The organism is Aquisphaera insulae (assembly GCF_011064615.1).
In the GTDB taxonomy this organism is placed as follows: domain Bacteria; phylum Planctomycetota; class Planctomycetia; order Isosphaerales; family Isosphaeraceae; genus Aquisphaera; species Aquisphaera insulae.
The window spans coordinates 102172-124667 of the sequence record NZ_JAALJH010000013.1 but is presented as its reverse complement, the minus strand read 5'-3'; the positions used below and the strand labels follow the sequence as shown (position 1 = coordinate 124667).

16 protein-coding genes are annotated in these 22496 nt (G+C 68.5%); 9 read left to right on the top strand and 7 right to left on the bottom strand.

Translation table 11 applies throughout. The annotated features are described in order from the left end of the window. Nucleotides 1-12: 12 nt before the first annotated feature. Complete coding sequence (locus G6O54_RS10370) at nucleotides 13-1596, bottom strand: NAD(P)/FAD-dependent oxidoreductase (RefSeq protein WP_165224280.1); 1584 nt, start codon at nucleotides 1594-1596, stop codon at nucleotides 13-15. Nucleotides 1597-1928: 332 nt separating this feature from the next. Between G6O54_RS10370 and G6O54_RS10365 the strand changes: the two genes are divergently transcribed. Further along, the gene (locus G6O54_RS10365) at nucleotides 1929-2246 is read left to right on the top strand and encodes a hypothetical protein (protein WP_165224278.1); all 318 of its coding nucleotides are present in this window, start codon (nucleotides 1929-1931) and stop codon (nucleotides 2244-2246) included. 89 nt (nucleotides 2247-2335) lie between these two features. On the opposite strand, the gene G6O54_RS10360 is transcribed toward G6O54_RS10365, so the two are convergent. The 3 genes from G6O54_RS10360 to G6O54_RS10350 form a co-directional block, all read right to left on the bottom strand. Then, complete coding sequence (locus tag G6O54_RS10360; protein ID WP_165224276.1) at nucleotides 2336-4771, bottom strand: DUF3536 domain-containing protein; 2436 nt, start codon at nucleotides 4769-4771, stop codon at nucleotides 2336-2338. 94 nt (nucleotides 4772-4865) lie between these two features. Then, nucleotides 4866-5897: a CAF17-like 4Fe-4S cluster assembly/insertion protein YgfZ gene (gene ygfZ / locus G6O54_RS10355; protein ID WP_165224274.1), complete on the bottom strand. Its 1032-nt coding sequence runs from the start codon at nucleotides 5895-5897 to the stop codon at nucleotides 4866-4868. Continuing rightward, nucleotides 5897-7129, bottom strand: a complete 1233-nt coding sequence (locus G6O54_RS10350; protein ID WP_165224272.1) for a lactate racemase domain-containing protein — start codon at nucleotides 7127-7129, stop codon at nucleotides 5897-5899. Before G6O54_RS10350 ends, ygfZ begins: the two co-directional genes overlap by 1 nt. Before the next feature lie 251 nt (nucleotides 7130-7380). On the opposite strand from G6O54_RS10350, the gene G6O54_RS10345 reads away from it, so the two are divergent. The 6 genes from G6O54_RS10345 to G6O54_RS10320 are packed head-to-tail and all read left to right on the top strand — an operon-like array spanning nucleotide 7381 to nucleotide 16166. Further along, nucleotides 7381-8292, top strand: coding sequence for a class II fructose-bisphosphate aldolase (locus G6O54_RS10345; RefSeq protein ID WP_165224270.1), 912 nt, complete (start codon nucleotides 7381-7383; stop codon nucleotides 8290-8292). Nucleotide 8293: 1 nt separating this feature from the next. Further along, a complete protein-coding gene (locus tag G6O54_RS10340; RefSeq protein ID WP_165224267.1) occupies nucleotides 8294-9349 on the top strand; it encodes a 2-oxo acid dehydrogenase subunit E2 in 1056 nt (351 codons plus the stop codon). Between the two features lie 30 nt (nucleotides 9350-9379). Beyond that, on the top strand, nucleotides 9380-10387 hold the full coding sequence (locus G6O54_RS10335; protein WP_165224265.1) for a thiamine pyrophosphate-dependent dehydrogenase E1 component subunit alpha: 1008 nt from the start codon (nucleotides 9380-9382) through the stop codon (nucleotides 10385-10387). Nucleotides 10388-10400: 13 nt separating this feature from the next. Then, nucleotides 10401-11417 (top strand): alpha-ketoacid dehydrogenase subunit beta, encoded by a 1017-nt coding sequence (locus G6O54_RS10330; RefSeq protein ID WP_165224263.1) that lies wholly within the window; start codon nucleotides 10401-10403, stop codon nucleotides 11415-11417. Nucleotides 11418-11444: 27 nt separating this feature from the next. Further along, nucleotides 11445-13520 (top strand): hypothetical protein, encoded by a 2076-nt coding sequence (locus G6O54_RS10325; RefSeq protein ID WP_165224260.1) that lies wholly within the window; start codon nucleotides 11445-11447, stop codon nucleotides 13518-13520. A 39-nt stretch (nucleotides 13521-13559) separates the two neighbouring features. Further along, nucleotides 13560-16166: an alpha-mannosidase gene (locus tag G6O54_RS10320; RefSeq protein ID WP_165224257.1), complete on the top strand. Its 2607-nt coding sequence runs from the start codon at nucleotides 13560-13562 to the stop codon at nucleotides 16164-16166. On the opposite strand, the gene G6O54_RS10315 is transcribed toward G6O54_RS10320, so the two are convergent. Next, entirely contained in the window at nucleotides 16126-16977 is an 852-nt protein-coding gene (locus tag G6O54_RS10315) for an SDR family oxidoreductase (RefSeq protein WP_165224254.1), read from the bottom strand. The genes G6O54_RS10320 and G6O54_RS10315 overlap by 41 nt on opposite strands. Continuing rightward, on the bottom strand, nucleotides 16978-17358 hold the full coding sequence (locus tag G6O54_RS10310; protein WP_165224251.1) for a cupin domain-containing protein: 381 nt from the start codon (nucleotides 17356-17358) through the stop codon (nucleotides 16978-16980). Nucleotides 17359-17554: 196 nt separating this feature from the next. Between G6O54_RS10310 and G6O54_RS10305 the strand changes: the two genes are divergently transcribed. Together G6O54_RS10305 and G6O54_RS10300 are read left to right on the top strand one after the other, a co-directional pair. Next, complete coding sequence (locus G6O54_RS10305) at nucleotides 17555-18721, top strand: Gfo/Idh/MocA family protein (protein ID WP_165224248.1); 1167 nt, start codon at nucleotides 17555-17557, stop codon at nucleotides 18719-18721. A 25-nt stretch (nucleotides 18722-18746) separates the two neighbouring features. Beyond that, entirely contained in the window at nucleotides 18747-19463 is a 717-nt protein-coding gene (locus tag G6O54_RS10300; RefSeq protein ID WP_165224246.1) for a Uma2 family endonuclease, read from the top strand. A gap of 178 nt (nucleotides 19464-19641) precedes the next feature. On the opposite strand, the gene G6O54_RS10295 is transcribed toward G6O54_RS10300, so the two are convergent. After that, on the bottom strand, nucleotides 19642-22488 hold the full coding sequence (locus G6O54_RS10295) for a sigma-70 family RNA polymerase sigma factor (RefSeq protein ID WP_165224244.1): 2847 nt from the start codon (nucleotides 22486-22488) through the stop codon (nucleotides 19642-19644). Between the last annotated feature and the right edge of the window lie 8 nt (nucleotides 22489-22496).

Sequence of the window (22496 nt, the reverse complement as noted above, 5' to 3'; positions counted from 1 at the left end):
GCCTCGGCCCGGTCAGGACGCTTCCGCCGCGGCCACCCGCCGGGGCACCAGGCGTCCGGTCCGGTCGGAGCCGGGGCCGTCGCCGTCCTCGTGGTATTCGGCGTCGGTGTTCACCTTCCAGGTGTCGTATCGTCCCAGGCCGAGGATATTCCGCGCCGCCAGGAGGGCGGTCATCATCGAGTGGTCCTGGTTATTGTACTTGTGCATGCCGTTTCGGCCGGCGAGTTCGAGGTTGCCCAGGCTGGCCAACCATCGCCGGATCACGGCCAGGTGATCCTGATAGACGTCGTCGTAGACCGGATACGCCTTGGGCATCCGGACGACGCAGCCGTCGACCACGTCCTCCGCCCTGGCCAGGCCGATGGCGTCGATCTCGCGGCGGCCGAGCGCGACGAGATCGCTGTCGGCCATGGTCCAGAGGTTGTCCCCCTCGAAGCAGAAGTACTCCATGCCCAGGCTCGAACGGGAATGGTCCGGGACCATGTCCGGCGACCAGTTCTTGAAATTCTGGATGCGGCCGACGAGGACGTCCGGCTCGTGGATGTAAATCCAGGTATCCGGGAAGGTCTCGGCGCGATTCACGATCAGGACCACGCTCAGGAAATCACGATAGCGGAGCGATTCCGCCGCGCGGACGACCTCCGGCGGGGCCGGGGGATCCATGGCCCGGATCAGCTCCCGGATCGGCATGGTCGAGAGGAAATGGTTGCCGTGATACCGGCACCTTCGCCCCTGGGCGTCCACGGTCAGGAAAGCCCTGACGGCGGAGCCGTCGTGCTCGATCCGTACCACCCTGCGGTCGTTGTGGACGGCCCCGCCCAGCTCGCGGATCCGGTCGCGGGCCGTTTCCCACATCTGGCCGGGTCCCAGGCGGGGATACTGGAACTCCTCGATGAGCGTCTTGATCACCTCTCCTCGCTTGGACTTGCGTCCGCCGAGCAGGGCTCCGAGCACGGCCTTCGTCAGGCTCAGCCCCTTGATCCTCTGGGCGGCCCAGTCCGCGGACATCTCGCTCGTGGACATCCCCCAGACCTTCTCGGTGTAGGACTTGAAGAAGGTCGCGAAGAGTTCCCGCCCGAAACGGTTCACCACCCAGTCCTCGAAGGACCGCTCCGGCGCGATCGGTCGGAGCCGGGCCTTGGCGTAACTGAGGACGATCCGGGCCGCCCGCACCGGGCCCAGCTTCACGAGCGCGTCGAGCGGCTTGAGGGGATAGTGGAAGAACTTGCGGCGGTAGTAGATCCGGCTCAGGCGAGTCCTCGTGACGAACTCGTCGCCCAGGATCTCCTGCCACAAGGCGTTGATCTCGGAGCTCTTCGAGAAGAACCGGTGGCCGCCGATGTCGAACCGATAGCCCTTGTACTCGTCGGTCCGGCTGATGCCCCCGACCATCCTGGGGTCGGCCTCCAGGACCACGGCGCCCCGGCCGTGCTTGGCGAGCTCATAGCCGGCGGTCAGTCCGGCCGGGCCGCCGCCGGCGATAACCGTCTCGTAGGACGCGACAACCGACTCGGCCGTCGGGTCATCGACGCGCGTCCAATGGTGGGGCAGGGATCCGCCGCGAACGCGGTGCGACTGGGGCGTATCCGTGCCCATCGGTGGCTCCTCATCCTGAGGCTTGACGATTCCGTACGACAATTTCAAACGTTCGGTCTCCGGCGGCGTACAATATGAGTATCGACACCCGGATTCTTCGAGTTGTGGCATAAAACGACCATGTGGTCAACGCGGAAGAAATGCCGGGCAACGCTGTCGATCTTGACGCCGCGGCTCCGATCTTCAGAATAGGCCCGCTGACATGGACCATGCCAAGCGACCTCTCCTCCAGTCGACCCATGATGGGTCGACCGTCGCGTGGCGAGCCGGAGGGACCCCCGTAAGAGACGGGCTCCCTGGTTCAGGTCCGTCGCTCGCCAGGAAGGTGTAAAATGACATTCGAACAGTGCCAGGCGATCCTCAACGAGATCCGCCACCGGCAAGGAACCGAGCATCCCCTGGTCCAGGTGACCTGCTCCGGGGCCATCCTGCGAGGACGGGTCCTGCGGTCCGATAGCGACCGGCCTGTCCGCCCTAACCAGGACTCCCCCTTCGGACTGCTGGTCCTCCAGCAACCGGGCCTCTTCCCCGGCCCGATGAACTTTATCCAGATCGCGAGCATCCCGAACGACGGCCTCCTCGGCCTGGACCCCGACGGCAACGTCGAGTCCCACAGCCACGAGGAGCTCCTGGTCGGCGCAGGACGCTGAGCGGAATCTCCGATATGGCCTGATCTTTTGGCGAGGCGCGTCGGTTCCCCGACCCGCCTCGTTTGCGTTCGAACTCGAGGCCCGGCCGGTCAGGGCCGCCAACCCAGCAGGCTCGGGCTGAGCTGGAGCCGGCCAGCCAGGTCCGCGAAGGTGGTCGCCAAGCGCGGTTCCACGCCGTTCGCCTTCGACAGCTCGTGAAATCGGTTCAGGAGCACGTTCTGGGCCTGCCACATGGGTGGCCTTACGTCCAGGAGTCGAGAGGCGTCGAGGAGCAGCCCCGCGCGGGCCGCGACGGCGGTCGGGTCGGAGTCCGGACCGAGTGCCCCGAGGGTGCGCTCCAGGGCCTCCCCCAGGATCTTCTCGAGGACCTCTCGCTGAGGCTGGTATCCCCAGGCCCGGCCGCGCTCGTGGATTTGCTCGAGGTGGTCCAGGTTGGTCTCCTCCCCTCGCTCCAGTCGGGCGACCTGATCCCGCAGGTGCCGGTCGATGCACGTCGAGGCGGCCGCCCGGAGGGAGCGGGGGACCGGATAGTTCAGGTTCCCCAGCCGGTTGAGGATCTCCTCATCCTGATTGGCCAGATGCTCGAAGGCCCGCTGGTAATCTTCGAAGCGGTCCGCCAGGACGATCCCGATGATCCGCCGCTGCTCGTCCCGGAAGAGGTCGTCCAGCCGGTGCGGCCGGCCGGGGAACTCCTCCCTGACCAGGGCCATCACGTCGGCGAGCGAGCCGGTCCGGTAGGCCGCCAGCAGTCGGGCCTTGAGCAGATCGAAGACCTCCGGATGTGTCCCGTTGTTCAGGACCGCGTGGAAATCGAGGCCGCCGAAGTGGACGACCACGAAGCTGGTCTCGGCCTCGGTCCTCGTCCGCCGAGAGCGGGCGCGGAGCCGCCCGACGGCGAGGTGGCCGGTCCCCCGCGTCCTCATCTCGACGTCCAGATTCTCAACATCGTAAGAGTAGACACGACGGGTCGCCGCACCGTCCGCCGGATCGAATATCAGGCTGATGGCATGGTGCGCGAAGACCCGCTCGAGGTCCACATCCGCCGGGCGGACGACCTGGCTCCAGACCCCCGCCCCGTCCCGGAACCGCGGGATGTTGCTCGGGGCCTTCGCCAGCCCCTCCACGAAAGGCGCCTCGAAATCCCGGTGGAACTGGCGGGCGATGCCGATGGCCCGTGCCGCGTAATTCAGGCACTGCACGGTCTCGAGGCCGCTGATTTCATCGAAGAACCAGCCGCACGACGTGAACATCAGCATCGCGTCCTGCTGCATCTCGAGCAATCGGAGCGCCGAGGTTGCCTGCGCCTCGTCGAGATCGGCGTGCCCGTACCGGGCCAGGAACGTCTCGACGGCCTGGGGATTCTCGCGGTCCAGCACGACGTCGATGTAGGCGTCCCGGGCCGCCCAGGGGTTGGGGAAGCACTCGCGGCCTCGGGTGCTGAACAGGTGATCCAGCCGGTCCTTCAGTTGATTGAGCGAATCGCGCAGGGGCCCCCGCCATTGCTGGTGCCACTCGCCGCGCGACTTGCAGCCGCAATCCGACCGCCACCGCTCCACGCCGTGGACGCAGCTCCAGGAGCTGTCGTCGTGGATCTCCACCTCCCATTCCGGCGGATGCAGCTCGAGGAACTCGCCGTAGTTGGTCAGCCGTACCTCGGGGTCGCGAGCCAGCCGGTCCAGGACGTAGGCCAGGGCCATGTCGCCGTGGGCGTGGTGATGCCCGTACGACTCGCCGTCGGTGGCGATGTGCATGAGCTGGGCCTGCTCGCGCTGGGAGTCGAAGCCCTGATAGAGCCGGGAGACGAAGCGATCGCCATGGTCCAGGAGGCGTTCGAAGGCCACCTGCTGGGAGATGATGCCGTCGTAGAAGAAGAGCGAGATCGACCGGCCGGATGGCAGCCTTGCCAGGTAGGCGCGGGACGGGTCCACTCCGCCCGTCGACTCCGGCCAGTCGGTCTCCCCGAGCCTCCGCCACCGCTTCGCCTGCCGGGGCGCGAGGATCGTGAACCGGATCCCCGCCTCGGCCAGGACCTCCAGCGACTTCACGTCGACCGCCGTCTCCGCCAGCCACATCCCCTCGGGCTCGCGGCCGAATCGATGGCGGAAGTCGGCCATGCCCCACCGCACCTGCGTGACCTTGTCCCGCGCCGAGGCCAGCGGGAGGATCATGTGGTTGTACACCTGGGCGAGCGCGTTGCCGTGCCCCCGCCGCCGCTCCTGGCTCAGGCGGTCCGCCTCGACGATGCCGGCGAGCGCCGCCGGCGCCGACTCCGCCATCCAGTGCAGCAGGGTCGGGCCGAAGTTGAAGCTCATCCAGGCGTAATTGTTCACAAGGTTGATGATGCGTCCCTGCCCGTCCAGCAGTCGGGCGCGGGCGTTGGGGGCGTAGCACTCGTGGGTGATCCGCTCGTTCCAGTCGTGGAACGGGGCGGCGGAATCCTGGATCTCCACGGCGCCCAGCCAGGGGTTCTCGCGGGGAGGCTGATAGAAATGGCCGTGGATGCAGATGTACCGCGGATGCCTCATTCGGGTGCTCGTCATGGGGGGAGACGCGCCGTCTGCGGATCGCCGCTCGAGTCGTCGCGCGTCGGGATTCGGGACGAGAGGATTGGTCGCTGTTTCAGCGAGGGTTCGGCTCGGGGGAGGTCGGGATCATCGGCAGATCGAGGACCTCGGCGCGGGCCTCCGTCGTGTCCGGGGCGTCGAAAGGCTTCAACAACAGGCTCGTCCCGGCCGTCGCGTGGGCCGAGCGGACCATGGCCAGGGCGACCGGGGCGCCCCAGCCGGGAGAGAACGCCGCGGACGTCACCCGTCCCGCGGGCTTGCCGTCCGCCTCCAGGATGTCGCCCCGGCTCGGGATCTTCGAGGACGGATCGAGGCGGAGCCCGCGGAGGTGCTGATTCACGTGGCCGATGGCGTCGATCCGGGCGACGGTCTCCTGGCCGAGATAGCACCCCTTGATGAAGCTGATCGCCCGATCGTCGCGGCCGGCCTCCTGGGGGAGGTTCTTCTCGTCGAGGTCCACCCCGAAGGCCGGCGTCCCCGCCTCGATCCGGAGGGCGTCGAACGTCTCGGCGTCGAGCTCGAGGAGCTCCGCGGGGCTCGCGGCGGCCCGCAGGGCGTCGAGCACGGCGGCGGCCGCCGCGCGGTCGCCGATGACCGTCAGGCCGGGCCGCCCCGTCGGCGATTCCCGGACGACCAGCACCGGATGGCCGGCGAGCTCGGTCCGGACAAGGGCCAGGTCTTGCGGGCCCGGCACCGCGGCCGACGCGGCCCCCAGGATCTCGTCGGCGAACGGCCCGGCGACGTGCAGCTCGAAGGTACTCGTCGTGCGATCCGTCAGGCTGACGTCGTCGAAGACGCCGTACTTCGTCAGGTGGGGGATGGCAAGGTCCAGGCCGGCTCGGTCGGCGACCAACAGAAACGAGTCGGCGGTTGCCAGGATGTTCACGAATGCCAGCGTCTTCCCCTGGGGGCTCGTGACGAAGGCCTCGCATCCCCGCCATTCGGGCAGCCGCTTGACGTCGTTCGTCGTCAGGTTGTGGAGGAACTTCGCGCGATCCGGGCCGCCGATCTCGAGGCGGCCCCGGTCCGATCGATCACGCCATGCCGCGGCCTGTCCAGCCGCTCGATACGCTTGCTCGCCGCTCATCAGAGTATCCGGCCCTCCGAGTGTTCCCGACTTTCCACGACGGTGGCACGGGTGAGGTCCGCGCCGCTGACGACGAGGCAGGCCCCGGACCGAGAGACCAGGCGGCGGGCCTCATCGGGGCCCTCCACGGGGACCATCGACAGATCCTCGACCGTCCCCCGATCGAGCCCGCTCAGCAGGTAGACGTCGGCCCAGGAGAGCACGCGAGCCAGCCGCCGGCCGCTGACGGAGTCGACGTCGTCGTCATGGCCGCGCAGAATTGCCGAGGCCTTCCGAACATCATCGATCGAGGTCAGTCGTCGCAACGACGGGCCGAGATCCCCGCTCGCGCGGGAAAGCGCCAGGATCTTGCCCCCGTGGTTGACCAGCCGAGAGGCCGTCATCAGCCCGTCGACGAGTTCGCCGAGCCCCGAGGGGCTTCCCGGCCTGCCGATCCCCGCGACCACGCATTCCGCGCCGGAAGGGACCTGATAGCCCCAGAGCTTATCGAGCACCTCCACCGCGCGCCCTCGCAGCGGGTCGCCCAGGCCCGCAAGGACCGCGGCCGGCCCGCGAGCGCCGGGGATGACGCCGACCTGAAGCTGGGAGCCGAGGAGCCAGCCGACCTCGAACGACTCGTCCCACCGAGGGGCCGGCTTGAGTTGATCGGCCGGATCCTCGACCAGTTGGTTGCGATAGGACCGGTGCGTCTCCACGTCGCTGAGCGCGGGGAAGAGGGTGCTCCACGGCCCGCGGTATCCCAGGATCGGATCGTAGCCGACGCGGCCCACCGGGATGACGACGTCCGCGTCCGTGAGCCGACGGTTGAGGTAGATCCGGCGGCCGTCCTTCGTCGCCGCGAGGTACGCGAGCGAATCCTGATGGAGCGGATCATGGACTTCCTGGGCGACGCCGGCGGGCAGGTCGAGCGGGCCGGACCGAGACGAGCCGGGGGTCGTGACGACGACCACGTCGTCGACTTCCACGCCGGCGGCCGTCAGCCGCTCGAGCAGGCCGTGGAGGATGGGCGTCGCGCCGGCCAGGGAGGAATCCCAGGCGATGGCCACGCGATCGCCGGCCACGACCATCCGACCCACGGGCGGGAGCTCGACGGGGCTGTCCAGGGCCTCGCGAGCGGCCGCGGCGGCCGCGGCCGGATCCAGTCCTTGCGGACCGTCCCAGCTCCCGACCAGCTTGTCGTCAGGGATGTCGAGGTCCAGGCGTTCGTCGTCAAAGCTCAGGGAAACGTGCATGGGCCTATCGGTCTCTCGCCTGATCCTACCCGCCTCCTGTGTGAGGCCCGAATCGCGTCAGTCGCTCGGCCGGACGGGAACGGATTCATGATAGGTCCGGCCGAGAAGAGCGGTCAAGCGCCGACGGTGGGTCGTTGCCCCGTCGTTTCCATGGGGGTAGCATGGCCTCCATCAATTGGCCGGGGCGTGTCCCACCGATATCACGCCCTGCGAGGCATCCGCGCGATCGCGGGTGGGCGAGGGAGTTCCGCATGCCACTGGAAACCATCGAGCAGATGGTCGCCGACGCCCGAGCCGGGGGATACGCGATCGGCTACTTCGAGAGCTGGAACGTCGAGTCGCTCCAGGGTGTCATCGACGCCGCCGAGTCCTCGCGATCGCCGTTGATCGTGGGCTTCAACGGCGATTTCCTGGCGCGCCCGGACCGGCTCGCGGCCGAACGGCTGGACTGGTACGGGGCCCTCGGCAGGGCCGCGGCCGGCTCCGCGAGCGTCCCTTGCGGGTTCATCTTCAACGAATGCCCGGACGACGACTGGGTGCGACGCGCCGTGGTCTCTGGGTTCAACCTGGTGATGCCCGCCGACCCGTCCGCGAGCTTCGAGGAGTCGACGCGACGGGTCGCGGCGATCACCCGGTTCGCCCACGATCACGGCGTGGCGGTCGAGGCGGAGCTGGGCGTCCTCCCCTGCGGCGCCGGAGAGGAAGAGGGGCATGCCTCGTCCCTGACCGACCCGGACCAGGCCGCTCGATTCGTGGAGGCGACGGGCGTGGACCTCCTGGCCGTGAGCGTCGGCAACGTCCACATTCGGCTCGAAGGCCAGGGGGAGCTCGACCTGGATCGGCTCCGTCGGATTGCCGGGAAGGTCCCCTGCGGGCTCGTCCTCCACGGCGGCACCGGCATCGAGTCGGAATCACTGCTGCTCGCGGTCGGCCTGGGCGTCGTGAAGGTGAATTTCGGCACCTACCTCAAGCAGCATTACCTGGCGGCCGTCCGCGCGAAGCTGGCGGCCGGCGTCTCCGATCCCCATCGGCTGCTCGGCATCGGCGGGCCCGACGACCTCATGGTGGCCGGGCGGCTCGCGGTCCGGGACGCCGTGCTCGAGCGGATCGGTCTGCTCGGCTCGGCCGGCAAGGCCAGACCATCGACGCCGCGGGAGGACTGACTTGGAAACGTCCATGCGGATGCCCGACCTCGCGACGACCGGGTCGCCGATGAAGGTCGTTCGATTGCTGGCGGCCGCCGGCGACGACATTGCCCGCGGCCAGCCGATCCTGGAAGTCGAGACGGACAAGGCCACGATGGAGGTCGAATCCACGATCTCCGGGCAACTGGTGGGGCTCCTCGTGCGTGAGGGGGACGAGGTCCTCGCCGGCGCACCGATCGCGACCTTCTCGACGGATTCCGCGGCCGGCCCCGAAGAGGTCTCCTCGCCGCCGATCGCCCCCGTCGCGATCGCGCCGGCGAGTCCGATTCCTCGGCCGGCCACGGTTTCGCACGCCGGCGCCGGCCGGACCTCGTTCTTCGCTCGCAATCGCGACCGGAAGGCGATCCCGGCCCCGGCCGACGGGCGTGACTCCCTGCCCCTGAGCCTGGCCGAACGGGTCGTGGCGCGGCGGATGCAGGAGATCAAGAGCACGGTCCCGCATTTCTACGTCCAGTCCTCCGCCGACGCGGGGCGGATGGTCGCGCGGAGGAACTCGAGCGAGGGCCCGAAGCCGGCCTGGGACGCCTTCTTCGTCATCGCGGCCGCGCGGGCGCTGCGTGAGCATCCCCGGTTCGCCCACCGATTCGCCGGCGACCGCCTGGAGCCGCACGGGGAGAACGCCGTCGGCGTGGCCGTCGATCACGAGGGCGAGCTCTTCACGATCCGGGTCGAGGATCCGGGCGGCAAGGACCTCGACCGGGTCTCCGAGGAGATCCGATCCCAGGTCGAGCGGATCCGATCCGGCGACCAGAAGGCGCGCCAGCCGTCGCCGGCGAGCATGACCGTGTCCAACCTCGGCGGCTCGCGGGTGGAGTCGTTCGCGGCCATCGTGAACGCGCCCGAGGCGTCGATACTGGCCGTGGGGACCATCGCGGCCGCGGCGGTCGTGGAGAAGGGCCGCGTCGTCGTCCAGGATCGCGTGAACCTGACGCTCTCGGTCGATCACCGGGTCGCCAGCGGCCGTGCCGCGGCGGCCTTCCTGGGCTCGATCGTCCGCGAGCTGGAGTCGTTCTGACCGTCCGAAACGGCAACCACGAGGCGCCGCATGCCCCACTCCATCGAGACACCCGAGCGTACAACGCCCCGCGAGTTCGGCCGGTACCCCGAGGGATTCCTCCTGGGACTATACGAGCGGATGGTCACGATCCGCGAGTTCGAGGACGGGGTGAAGTTCCTCTTCCTGGAAGGCTCGATGCCCGGCACGATCCACCAGTGCCAGGGCCAGGAGGCGACCGCCGTGGGCGTCTGCTCCGCCCTCAAGGAGACGGACTTCATCACCTCGACCTTCCGCGGCCACGGCCATGCGCTGGCCAAGGGGCTCTCGGTCGAGTCGCTCCTCTTCGAGCTCTTCGGCGCCTCGACGGGCTGCTGCAAGGGCAAGGGCGGCTCGATGCACGTCGGCGACATGGACAAGGGGATGGTGCCCGGCATCGCGATCGTCGGCGGCGGGATCCCGCTGGCGGCGGGCATGGCGCTCGCCTACAAGATGCGGAAGCTGCCGACCGTCGTCGCCTGCTTCTTCGGCGACGGGGCGGTCGCCGAGGGCGCCTTCCACGAGGGCGTGAACCTGGCGGCCATCTGGGACCTGCCCGCGATCTTCGTCTGCGAGAACAACCTCTACGGCGCCTCGACCCGGGTGGACCTGGTGATGCGGAACACCCGGATCGCGGAGCGGGCCGCCACCTACGGCATCCGCGCGGAGACGGTCGACGGGAACGACGTCCTGGCCGTCCACGAGGCGGCTCTCGCCGCCGCGGCCGATTGCCGGGCCGGCCGGGGGCCCGTCCTGCTCGAGCTCCTCACCTATCGACGGACCGGCCACTCCCGCCGCGACCCGTGCCACTACCAGCCCAAGGACGAGCGCGAGGCATGGCTGCAGCGCGATCCGATCGAACGGTTCGGGACCCAACTGATCGAGGCCGGGCTCGCCGACGCCGCGCGCCTGGAATCGATCCGCCGCGAGGTTCGGGAGGACTTCCAACGGGCCGTGACCGAGGCCAAACGCCAGCCCCTGCCCACGACGGACGACCTGACGACCGACGTCCTCGCCTAAGGACACGCCGAGAATGAGACGACTCAGCATCGCCGAATCGCTCCGCGAAGGGATCGCCGAGGAGATGAGACGGGACCCGACCGTCTTCTGCCTGGGCGAGGACATCGCCGTCCCCGGCGGCTGGGGAGGCGCCTTCACCGTCACGCTCGGGCTCGAGGAGGAGTTCCCGGACCGCCTCCTGAACACGCCGATCGCCGAGCTCGGCTTCTTCGGCGCGGCGGTCGGGGCCGCGATCGCCGGCATGCGGCCGATCGCCGACGTCCAGTACGGCGATTTCCTCTTCCTGGCCATGGACCAGATCGTCAACAACGCCGCCAAGCTCCGCTACATGTCCGGCGGCACGGTGAAGGTCCCGCTGGTGATGCGGGCCCCGGTGGGGGCGACGGGCCGCGGCTCGCAGCATGCCCAGAGCATGGAGCGTTACTTCACGGGCGTCCCCGGCATGAAGGTCGTCGCCGTCTCCAATGCGTTCGACGCCAAGGGGATCCTCAAGGCGGCCGTCCGCGACGACAATCCCGTCCTGATCTTCGAGCACAAGCTCCTGTACGGCTCGAAGGGGGCGCGGACCGAGCCGGGTGCCGTCGACGCCACGAGCGACATCCCGATCGAGGACTATACGGTCCCCCTGGACACGGCGGCCGTCCGTCGCGAGGGCTCGCACGTCACGATCCTCGCCTGGCTCCTGATGGCCCACTACGCCAGGCAGGCCGCGGAGGCGCTCGCCGACGAGGGGATCGACGCGGAGGTCATCGACGTCCGCAGCCTGGCGCCCATCGACTACGCCACGATCGGCGAATCCGTCCGCAAGACCGGCCGCGTCGTGATCGTCGAGGAAGGCCCGAGGACCGGCGGCGTCTCGGCGGAGATCGCCGCGGGCCTGATGGAGCATTGCGGCTCCGACCTGATCGCCCCGGTCGTCCGCGTGGCCTCGGCGGACGTCCCCGTGCCCTTCACGCCCGTCCTGGAGGACGCCTACCGCCCCGACGTGGCCAGGATCATCGAAGGCGTGCGGAAGGTCGTCCGCGATTGACGAAGGTGTCCAGGGGAGGGAACTGCGATGAGGACTGCCATTTTCATTCTCCTGTCGGCCGGGCTCTGGCCTGCGTCGGGCAGCCTGGGCGACGAACCCGCCGCGCCCCGGATCGTGGTAAGCCTCCAGCAGCCTCATCCGTGGCGGCCCCCGTTCGGCCTGAATCGCGTAGGCCGTCGCGCGGAGGTCCGGATCGAGGCGAGCGCGCGGCCCGCGGGCACCGTTCGGATCTCCGAGCAGGTCGATGGCGAGGCCACGCCGGGTCGCGAGGTCCGATTCCCCGACCAACCCCCGTTCGTTGCGATCGTCCCGATCGGCCATCGGGCGACCGAGGTCTCGATCCTGGCGGAGCGACGAGGCTCTCCGGTGATCGACAAAACGGTCCTGGTCATCGACCGGCCCCCCTTCGAGGCCGAGGCCGTCGCCGAGCCATCGAGCGTAATCAATCCGGTCGATCTCGGGACGATCCTCGTCCCCGAGGGCTGGCTCCTCCTCGGGCCGGGTCAACAAGCCAACCTGGATGTCGCCGCGATGTCCCGCGCCGGCGACCAGCCACGCGCCCGGCTCTCCGCGCGATTCGCGTCGCAGTCGGTGGAGACCGTGGCGCTCTTGCCCTTGACGCGAGGCGAAACGGCGACCGCTCATCTACGGCTGAACGGCCCCGCGGCCGACCGGGACCGCGACACGCTCGTCGTCGAGATCGTCGATGGTAAGGGCGCGCGACTCTGGTCGAAGGACATCCCCGTGATGATCGTCCGCAAGCCGCCGGCGTTCCCCGCCTTCGGCGCGACCTACACGACGCTCCGCTACGACGCGCCGATCTCGGTCCGTGATCCGGCCACCGGGGCCCATTCCTCGCTGGCCTACGAGAAGGGCTGGGACCCGTCCCTGCGGGACGTCGTCGTGACGCTCCCGAACGGCGGCCGGTTCGTCTTCTGGCGTGGCTCCAGCTACATCCCGTTCTGGGCCGGCTTGCACAACACGGGCGCCTGCTACGAGTGGGCCGAGGTCATCACCCGCCGCGAGGGGGCGGTGGACTGCGTCGAGCCGCTGATGGACAAGGAGCTGAAATACAGCCGGGTGGAGATCGTCGAGTCCACGGCCTCGCGGGTCCACGTCCGCTGGACGTACGAGTCGACCGACCTGAACTACAAGGTCTGGGGCGACCAGGCCGTCGAGGATTACTACTTCTATCCCGACGGTTTCGGCACCCGCGTCGTGACGCTGAAGACGGACGCGACGACGGATTACGAGCTCTGCGAGTTCATCGTCCTCACGCCCCAGGGGACTTACCCGTTCGACGTCCTGCCCGAGAACCTGGTCGACGCGCTCTCGCTCGACGGCTCGAAACGCTCGTACCGGTTCCCGCTCCGCGGCGACGTCGATGCGCCGAAGGGAGGGACCCCGCCCTCGATTTACCGGCTCCGCTTCAACCGGCACGAGGATCAGGCCGCCATCGCATTCAACCCCGGCGATCGCGCGTTCCCGAAGGTCGTCTACGGCCCGTTCGAGGACCAGGGGCAGCGAGTCACGCCCTGCTACTGGGGCAGCCACTGGCCGCTCGCCCGCGGGAATGCGACCGGCTCCAAGATCGACGACCGGGTTGCGCTGACCCCCTGCCACAACAGCGTCATGAGCTGGGCATCGGACCGACCGGAGCCGATCGACGAGCGGCATGTCGCGTCGATCGACACCCTCGGCAGGTCGCGCCCCATGGTCGTCCGCCGCTGGGCCTGGCTGATCGGGATGACGAACGAGGACGACGATCACCTGCTGGGGCGTGCCCGCGGCTTCGCCTCGGCTCCGTCGCTGAAGCTCGATGGGGCGGAGGTCGCCTTCGACGGCTACGCCATCGAACGACGGGCGACGCAGCTCCGCGTCCGTCGGCCCGACGTCGCGGTCACCATCCAGCCGGCGGTCGCCTGCGTCGATCCGGTCTTCGAGCTGGAGGATGCGCCTCGCGGCAAGCTCTCCCTCCGTCGCGATGGGATTCCCTGCCCCGATTTCGCCTGGGACGGCCGGACGCTCTGGCTCCCCGGGACGTACGCGAAGCCTACACGAATCGACCTGCATTTCGAGACCTCCGCGGCCGCGTCGAACTGATCCTTCCTCCCGCTCTCACCCATCCCGGGAGCCCGCACCATGACGTTTCGAAGCCTGGTAGCCCTGGCCGCCGCGATCGGAGCCGCGGCACTGCTCGCTCCCGGACCGAGCCACGCGGGGCCCCCCGACGACGGCCGGCCGACCTTCTGGGTCATCCCGCATTCCCACTGGGAAGGCGCCGTGTTCAAGACCCGCGAGGAGTACCTGGAGATGGGGCTCCCCAACATCCTCCGGGCGATGCGGCTGCTCGGCGAGCAGCCGGAGTTCCGGTTCGTCCTCGACCAGGTCGCGTATGTCCGCCCGTTCCTGGAGCGGTATCCGGAGCAGGTGCCGGCGTTCCGACGCTATCTGGCCGAGGGCCGGCTCCAGATCGCTGGGGGAGTGGACGTCATGCCGGACGTGAACATGCCCGGTGGCGAGACGTTCGTCCGCCAGATCCAGTATGGCAAGGGCTACTATCGAGAGAAGCTCGGCATCGACGTGACCACGGGATGGCTCATCGACACCTTCGGCCATCACGCCCAGATCCCTCAGCTAATGGCCCAGGCCGGATTCCAGTCCTACTGGACCCAGCGCGGGGTTTCTCGCCGCGACCATCCGGCCGAGTTCCTCTGGGAGGGGATCGACGGGACCCGGCTGCCGGTCTACTACCTGCCGGCCTCGTACGCGGTGATGTATGGCGCGCCCGGCGACCCGGCGAAGTTCCGTGACTTCGTCATCGACCGCTTCCACAAGCTCGACGCCAACGCCCCGGGCAAGGACCGGGCCGGTCCGGCCGGCGTCGACGTCGGCCTCCCGGAGCCGCAGCTCGTCCCGATGGTCCGGGCCTTCAATCAGCTCGCCGATCGGCCCTTCAACCTGAAGATCGCCACCCCCGCGGATTTCGAGAAGGTGATCTCGCCCCGGACCGATCGACCGGTCTTCCGCGGCGAGCTGAACCCGATCTTCCAGGGGACTTACAGCAGCCGGATCGAGCTGAAGTCGTGGATGCGGCGGATGGAGACCCGCCTGCTCACGGCCGAGAAGCTGACGTCACTCGCACGACTGCTCGGCGGCGACGTGAACGATGAGGGCCTCTGGCGGGCCTGGGAGCCCGTGCTCTTCAACGAGACGCACGACCAGGCCTCCGGCGTCATGACCGACCACGTCTACGACGATGCCATCCGCGGCTATGAATTCGCGGACCGCCTGGCCGGCGAGATCATCGACGACGGCTGGAACGCCCTGGCGTCGCGGATCCTCACCCGCGAGGAAGGAACTCACGTCGTTGTTTTCAATCCCCTGAGCTGGACTCGGTCGGACGCGACCGAGGTCACGGTCGGTTTCGCCGAGCCGGGAGCCCTCGGGATCGAGATCGTGGACGGGCCCGGCAAGACGCGCCCCGCCCAGCTCGTCGAGGCGACCTACTATCCGGACGGCGGCCTCTGTTCCGCCCGGGTCGCCTTCGTCGCGGCCGAGGTCCCCGCGTTCGGCTATCGGACCTACCAGGTCCGTCCCACGAAAACTCCGCTGAAGCCCCCGGCCCCGGCCCCGGCCCCGCCGTCGATCGAGAATGCGTTTCACCGAATCACGATCGACAGCCGCACCGGTGCCATGACCTCGCTCCGTTCCCGGCAAGGCGACTGGGAGGCGCTCCGGGGGCCGGCCAACGTCGTCGCTCGCCATCAGGACCGGGGGGACGTCTGGGAGCTCTACCGCGGCCTCGACGGCGGCAGCAACGTGGCGATGAGCAACAAGCAGCCGGTCCCGGCACGCGGCGATGCGAAGTTCAGCGACGAGGAGAAGGCGGAGCCGGCGACCCTGATCTCCGGTCCGGTCTTCACGGAGTACCGCGTCTCTCATCCGTTCGCGGGCGGGACCTACGCCGCTACGGTTCGGCTCTACGCGGAGCTCCCGCGAATCGACTGTGCGACGACCCTCGTCAACAACGAGAAATACGTCCGGTATCAACTCCTGTTCCCCACCGCGATCAAGGGCGGCAAGCGCTTCGACGAGATCCCCTTCGGCGCGATCGAGAGGCCCGAGGGGATCGAGTTCCCGTCCCAGAACTGGGTGGACCTGGGGGACGGCACGCACGGCCTGGCCGTCCTCAACGCCGGCCTGCCGGGCCATGTCGTCAGCGACAACACCCTGATGGTCTCAATCCTGCGCTCGCACAACCTTGGGGCCTACGGCTTCGGCGGGGGCTATGAGCCCGGGATGAGCTCGGAGGGGGCCTTTCAGATCGGCAAGGAGCGGACGGCCCACTATGCCCTCCTGCCCCATCTCGGCGACTGGCGAGATGCCGGGCTGGCGCGGGCCGGGCTGGAATTCAACCATCCCCTGGTCGCCCGCCTCATCGATTCTCACGCGGGCGACTTGCCCCTGTCGAAGGGCTTCCTCGAAGTCTCCTCGCCATCCGTGATCGTTTCCTCGATCAAGCCGGCGGACGACGGCGGGATCGCCCTCCGCCTCTACGAGTCGACCGGACGCCCCGCGCCCGGGACTCGGATCCGGCTCTCGGCCTTCGAGGCCGAGGCATCGGACGCCGACCTGCTCGAGACCGCGAGGAAGCCGCTGGCGATCGTCGACGGGGCACTCAGCGCGGACTTCGCCCCGTTCCAGATCAGGACGATTGTCCTGAAGCCGAAGTCAGCTCCTCGCTGACGTGCCAGAGTCGTTTCGCGGCCTCGTCATCGCGGGCGGCCGAGGATGTCTCGATCGGCCGCTTGCGATCGAAGTACTTGCCGCTGACACCTTCAACGTCGGGCGAAACGGCCAGGTAGATCGACGTCTCGGCGCCTCGTTCCGGCGTGATGGCGAAGAGCTCGGCGGCTCGGCGGAGGATCCATCCTCGAATCCCGTCCGCGCGGAAGATCTCCGTCTTCACGTATCCGGGATGGAGCGCGTTCACGGTCACGCCCGAGCTGTCGAGTCGACGGGCCAGCTCCCGCACGAACAGGAGGTTGGCGAGCTTGGATCGCTGGTAGGCCCGCCAGGGGCTGTAGCGTTTCTCGCCGTTCAGATCGTCGAACTCGAGCCGGACTCCCCGATGCGCGGCGGACGCCACGCAGACGATCCGCGCCGGGGCGTTCGCCTTCAGGTGATCGAGCAGCAGGTTCGTCAGCAGGAAGTAGGCCAGGTGGTTGAGTGCGAACGTCAACTCCAGGCCGTCGACCGTCGTCTGCCTCGTCAGGAAGATCCCGCCGGCGTTGTTGACCAGGACATCGAGCCGCGGGACCTTCGCCCTGATCTCGGACGCCAACCGGCGGATGTCCGCCTGCGAGGAAAGATCGGCGATGAGGTACTCGATCGCCCGGGAGCCCGTCTCCTCCCGGATCCGCCGGGCCGCGGCCTCGCAGCGTTCGGGGGAGCGGCCGACCCCGATGACCCTCGCGCCCTGCCGGACCAGCTCGCGGGCGGTGATGAAGCCGATTCCGGCGCTGGCGCCGGTGACCACGCACACCTTGCCTTGCATTCAGGACCCCTTGGCGACGGCCTCGTCGCGATGGACCGATTCCATGGTGAAGGCCGGCAGGCAGATGGCGACGTACTCTGCCCCGTCCGGATCCGGCGTGCTGTAGCGGACCCACTCGCCGCGGTGGACGACCACGGCCTGTCCGCCCCGGACGTCGATCGACCCGTCGCGATGCTCGACCCGCAGGAGCCCGCGCAGGACCAGCGTGTATTCGTCGAATTCCGGCGTCTGTCCCGGTTCGATCCAGCCTCCCGGGCTTCGCATGTGAGCGACGCTCAGCCTCGACTCGCCGGAATTGACGACCCCGACGTACTCGTCGATGAGCTTCGGCTTGGTCCCGGCGGCTTCCACGCGGCTTGGTGCGGGGATCAGTGTCGGCATTCGAGTTCTCGGTAAGTCTGGAGCTCCCTGAGGCTGTCTCGACCGATGCTAGGCCCCTCGCGAGAGGCGGTCAAGGCCCTCGGATCGCCCCGAATGCCGGTGCGCGCCTCGCTCCGGCGGCCGATTGGCGATAGAATGAGATGAGTTGCGGGGTCCTCCTCCGCGGCCGCGACGTCAAGACCCGGAGCGCATTCCAATGCCCCCGATCACCGTGAACCGCCGTCGATTCCTCGGCTGCTCGGCGGCGGCGAGCCTGGCGATCTCCCAGGCCGCGACCGAGGCCGCCGCGGCCGATGACACGGCGGCGGTGGTTCGGGTCGGACTCGTGGGCGTCGGCAACCGCGGGACGGCCCTGCTGCGGTCTCTGCTCGAGCTGCCGGGCGTCAGCGTGCCCGCGGTCTGCGACCCGGAGCCGCGGCATCGGCTTCGCGGTCAGGGAATCGTGGAGAAGGCAACCGGCCGCCGCCCCGAAGCCATCGAGGATCCTCGGCGGCTGATCGAACGCAACGATGTGGACGCCGTGGTCGTCGCCGTCCCGTGCGACCTGCACGAGTCGATCGGCAGCGACGCGATCCGTGCGGGCCGGCACCTGTACGTCGAGAAGCCCCTGGCGCTCACGCTCCCGGGCTGCGATCGACTGATCCTCGAGTCGGCTCGTCGTCCCGAGCTTGCCGTCCAAGTTGGCTTTCAGCGGCGGTCGAATCCGCGGTTCCGCGAGGGGGTGGAACGTGTCCGCTCCGGTGAGCTCGGCCCGCTCATCGAGGCGAGGGCCACCTGGACCAGCAGCAACGGCCCGCTAGTTGGCCACGACGGCTGGCTCGGCCGCCGCGACCGCTCCGGTGACTTCATGGTGGAGCAGGCCGTTCACGTCTGGGACATCCTCCACTGGCTCCGCGGAGGGCCCCCCTCGAAGGCCGAGGGATGGGGCCGGAAGGGCCTCTTCGCCCGGGTCGACTCCAGCCGGGATGTGACCGATCATTACTCCGTCGAGCTAGAGTGGCCCGACGGCTTCCGTGCCTCGTTCCTCCAGAGCTGGGTCTCGCCGGCCGACGATGGCTTCACGGGCACCACGCTCCGGGTCCTTGGCGAGGAAGGCGGTCTCGATCTCTCGACCGGCTCCCTCTCCTTCCGTGACCGCGGCCGACCCCGGCAGTCGATCCACCCCGGGCCGCAAAACGACACGAGGCTCGCCCTCATGGACTTCCTGGCCTCGATCCGGGCCGAGCGCCGGCTGCCTCCGCCGGTCACCCTGGCGGAGGCCCGCGAGGCCACGCTGACGGGGCTGCTCGTGCGGAAGGCGGTGGATGAGAGGCGAGCCGTGACGATGGGCGAGATCGTCGCGGGCCCGACCGACGTGGCCTGACGAATCCGACGAAGGAGGCCTTGCCATGGCGACCGTCGAGGATCTGGAGAAGAGCCAGGATCCGGGCGACGATCAGCCGCCCCCTCTGGAGAATGGCGATCAACTTTCGCGCGCGGAGTTCGAGCGTCGCTACGAGGCGATGCCGGGGCTGAAGAAGGCCGAACTCATCGAAGGGATCGTTTTCATGCCCTCTCCCGTTCGATTTCGACAGCACTCCGAACCGGACAGCCGGGTGAACTGGTGGCTGCAAAATTACGCGATCGCCACGCTCGGTATTCTCTCGGGTCAGGGCGCAAGCATACGACTAGACCTCGACAATGAACCCCAAGCCGACGCCGTGCTGATGATCGCTCCGGAACACGGGGGTCAGGCGAGCTTTTCCCCGGACGACTACATCGAAGGCGCCCCGGAGCTGGTCGCGGAGATTAGCGCCAGCACGGTTAGCATGGACCTCAATCTGAAGTTCCATGTCTACCTTCGGAACGGCGTTCGGGAGTACATCGTCTGGCGGATCCGAGATCGCGCCATTGACTGGTTCGTCCGTCGAGACGCCGATTACGTCCGACTCGAACCGGACGCCGAGGGTTGTTACCGCAGCGTGACCTTCCCCGGTCTTTGGCTCGACCCGAAGGCCCTTGTGTCCGGTGACATGGCTCGGGTGAAGATCATGGCCGAGCAGGGCCTGGCGAGCCCGGAGCATGCGGACTTCGTACGAAAGCTCGCCGAACGGGTGATCAGATAACTGCGGGTGGGCCGCCTCTTGCAGGGTGCGTCAAGCGCAGCGCGGACGCACCGGAGCGGCTCGTCCTCACCGGTTGCCGCTGAGGTACACGAAGGGGGGAGCTTTCCTTTCTTTCCTCTCATTCCCCATGACCCAGCGGTCCGGTGCGTCGGCGCTGCGCTTGACACACCCTACGAGATCACTCCCGGATTCGAGCCTCGCCCCAGTCCTGGGTCTCCCCGGGGGCGACGGTCCATTCATGCCTCGGCTTGCCTTTCGCATCACGGAAGTCGGCGGCCTTCTTGCCAAAGCTGAGGAAGCGGTAGGTGATCCCGGGGACCAGGTAGGGGATCCGGAACCGTCCGTCGCCATCGGTCGTCAGGCCCTCGGCAAGCGAGTATTTCAGCCAGCTCTCGCCCCAATCCTCATTCCTGCGTCCATACTCGAGAGCCATCGGGAAGCCGGCCAGGGGGCTTCCCTTCTCGTCCACGAGTCGGCCGACGATCGTCCCGGTCGGCCGAAGGGCGAGGTCCATGCGCTCGGGAGTCTCCGCCGTGACGTCCTGAAATCCCCCCAGCGCCCGTCCCCGGTGGATGAAGAGAAGCGTCCGGGCCCGGTCCTGCTCGGACCGAATGTAAGGAATCTCCGCCGTGGCCAGGTGCTCGATCGCATAGCCTCCCCCGACGACGCCAAGACCTTCCGCCCCCTCGACGGGCTGGCCGGCCCCGTCGACCAGCCGGATGAACCGCTTCTTGCCCGGGTTGAGTGCGATCGTGATTTCTGGAGCCTCTGTGTCGGCTGCAGGGTTGATCTCCTGGAATGCCGTCGCTCTTACCGAGAGCCAGCCCGAGGCTACCGGATTGACGAGTGTCTCCACCTCGTCGGGCCCCAGTCTCGCCCGCGAATAGCCGCGGGTCTGTCCCATGACGGCGAGCATCCCGGGGCCAGGAAGAACCACGGCGCGAAACCGCCCCTGCTCGTCCGTCCGAAACGAAGGCCCGTCTCCCGACAGCTCGTTCCGCCAGGTCTCATCCGCGGGCTTCTGCGCCGCGGGATTGTCGATCCGGGGGAGATACTCAACGAATGCCGAGAGCGGTTGACCCGTCTGACGATCCACGACCTTGCCCCGGAGCCAGACCCCACGCTTGAGACGAAAGTCCGTCCGCAGCGGACCGCCCGGTATCGCGCCCATGACCGTACGCCCAGCCTTGAGGTAAGGCTCATCCGGTGTTTCGACGAAGACATGTACGCCGCGCATCGGTTGGCCCGACAGGCGATACCGCCCCTTCGCGTCGGCCGTTATCCAACCGACTGTGCCGGAGAAAACCCGCGCCCCGGCGATCGGCGTCCCGCTCTCGAGGTCGAGGACCGCTCCCTCGATCACGCGTCCTGGCGACACCTTCAGCTCGAACCGCGGCCCGAGCACGAGTAACGCCGGCTCGATCTGCCGGCCGGGCTCCGGGCGATAGATCGGCCCGGCCTTGGTGAACACGAGCCGGTAATCGGTCTCGATCGTCGACCCCTCGAAGCGAACGCTTGCGACGCGATCCCGCCCGACGCCTCGAAGGGTGAATCGGCCGTCGGGGTCTGTCTTCGCACGGGCGATCAGCGCCTCCGGAATGGGCCGGAAAAAGTCCGTCAACTTTTCCAGAATGTCCCGGGTGGCTCGCCCGGAGGTCTTGCGAAGGTCGCGGGCGAAGTCCGCCGGATTCGCCAGGGCATAGATCTCTTCTGCAACAACCGAGGCGCCGGCCACGGGCTGGCCTTCCTGATCCAGGAGCCTGCCGACGATCGGCACATCATCCGGGCAGAGCGTGATCTTCAGGTCGTGATCGGCCGCCGTGGTATCCAGCGGGATCCAGGCCGGGCCGAATCCCTGGGCCTGCGTAGTGAGTCGGACTCCCGGGGCCTTTCCCCAGGGAGCGGCCCTGCCCCCGGCAAGCTCTTCGCGACTCGCGGGACATTGAAACCGGCCCTCCGCATCGGTTGTAGCCCGGACCTGCCCGTCGGGCCCCGTCGGCTGGCGCCGCGATTTCTCCGAGAGAGACACCCTGGCCCCTGCCACGGGCTTGCCCGAAGGATCGACGACTTGCCCGGTCAGGTTCACTTCCGCGACGACCTTTTTCGATTGGTCGGGCCCGGAAGGGGCTGCGACCTGCGATGCGGGAGTGGCGAGCAGCCAGAGTCCCCCCATCGCGGCGGGGACGGCGGCCGCGAGCAGGAATGCTCCGAGAACCTGGTGGCGAATCCGAGAGAGCCCATTGAGGGTCGCCGCGGCAAGTGTTGCCGCCCTGACAGACGCCAAGTCGCCGTTCAGGGATTCCGCCAGCCCGAGTGACTTGCAGGCGCGGACCGCGTTCGCCGCCAGGTCTCGAGGCAAGGCTCGACGCCGGAGACCTTCAAGGCCCGGAATGAGAATCCGCGATCCCAGCCGATTTTCCAGACGCGTTTTCAGCCGCTCTCGGGCCCTGGCGAGCCGGGAGAGGATCGTCCCCCGCCGACAACCGGTCCGCGCGGCGATCGCCTCGGTGGTCAGTCCCTGGAAGTAGTGGAGGACGATCGCCGAACGGAACGGATCGGGGAGACCCTCCACCGCTTCGAGAAGCTCGGTGGATCGCGATTCCGTCGCCTCGACGGGATCGGATCGTTCGGCCGCCTCGGATCGCTCCTCCAGCCTGGCCATCGCCGATCGATTCGCCTCAGCTTGCTTCCGGGACTGGCGCGCCACCCGCAACGCGATCCCGTAGAGCCAACTCCCCAGCGAATCGGGCTTGCGGATCGTCGAGGCCCGCTGGACCATCACCAGGAACGTGGCCTGGAACGCGTCCTCGGCGTCCGGCGTACGCCGAAGCACCTGACGGCAGACGTCCAGCACCATCGGTCCATGCCTCTCGACGATCGCCGCGCAGGCCGCATTCGATCCCTCGGGATCGTCGCGGTCAAGCAGGCGAGCGAGAAGTTCGCGATCCGACCACAGTCCGATCGTCCCCTGGCGTTGCAGGGTCCGAATCCCGTAAAGGACGCCCGAAGCTGTTCGAGGCCCCATGGCATGAC

Excerpts from the sequence above, each read along its gene's own strand:
- G6O54_RS10330 (WP_165224263.1), top strand. The coding sequence starts at position 10,401 with ATGAGACGACTCAGCATCGCCGAATCGCTCCGCGAAGGGATCGCCGAG.
- G6O54_RS10370 (WP_165224280.1), bottom strand. The coding sequence starts at position 1,596 with ATGGGCACGGATACGCCCCAGTCGCACCGCGTTCGCGGCGGATCCCTG.
- G6O54_RS10300 (WP_165224246.1), top strand. The coding sequence starts at position 18,747 with ATGGCGACCGTCGAGGATCTGGAGAAGAGCCAGGATCCGGGCGACGAT.
- G6O54_RS10350 (WP_165224272.1), bottom strand. The coding sequence starts at position 7,129 with ATGCACGTTTCCCTGAGCTTTGACGACGAACGCCTGGACCTCGACATC.
- G6O54_RS10295 (WP_165224244.1), bottom strand. The coding sequence starts at position 22,488 with ATGGGGCCTCGAACAGCTTCGGGCGTCCTTTACGGGATTCGGACCCTG.
- G6O54_RS10325 (WP_165224260.1), top strand. The coding sequence starts at position 11,445 with ATGAGGACTGCCATTTTCATTCTCCTGTCGGCCGGGCTCTGGCCTGCG.
- G6O54_RS10360 (WP_165224276.1), bottom strand. The coding sequence starts at position 4,771 with ATGAGGCATCCGCGGTACATCTGCATCCACGGCCATTTCTATCAGCCT.
- G6O54_RS10305 (WP_165224248.1), top strand. The coding sequence starts at position 17,555 with ATGCCCCCGATCACCGTGAACCGCCGTCGATTCCTCGGCTGCTCGGCG.
- G6O54_RS10315 (WP_165224254.1), bottom strand. The coding sequence starts at position 16,977 with ATGCAAGGCAAGGTGTGCGTGGTCACCGGCGCCAGCGCCGGAATCGGC.
- G6O54_RS10365 (WP_165224278.1), top strand. The coding sequence starts at position 1,929 with ATGACATTCGAACAGTGCCAGGCGATCCTCAACGAGATCCGCCACCGG.
- G6O54_RS10345 (WP_165224270.1), top strand. The coding sequence starts at position 7,381 with ATGCCACTGGAAACCATCGAGCAGATGGTCGCCGACGCCCGAGCCGGG.
- G6O54_RS10320 (WP_165224257.1), top strand. The coding sequence starts at position 13,560 with ATGACGTTTCGAAGCCTGGTAGCCCTGGCCGCCGCGATCGGAGCCGCG.
- ygfZ (WP_165224274.1), bottom strand. The coding sequence starts at position 5,897 with ATGAGCGGCGAGCAAGCGTATCGAGCGGCTGGACAGGCCGCGGCATGG.
- G6O54_RS10310 (WP_165224251.1), bottom strand. The coding sequence starts at position 17,358 with ATGCCGACACTGATCCCCGCACCAAGCCGCGTGGAAGCCGCCGGGACC.
- G6O54_RS10335 (WP_165224265.1), top strand. The coding sequence starts at position 9,380 with ATGCCCCACTCCATCGAGACACCCGAGCGTACAACGCCCCGCGAGTTC.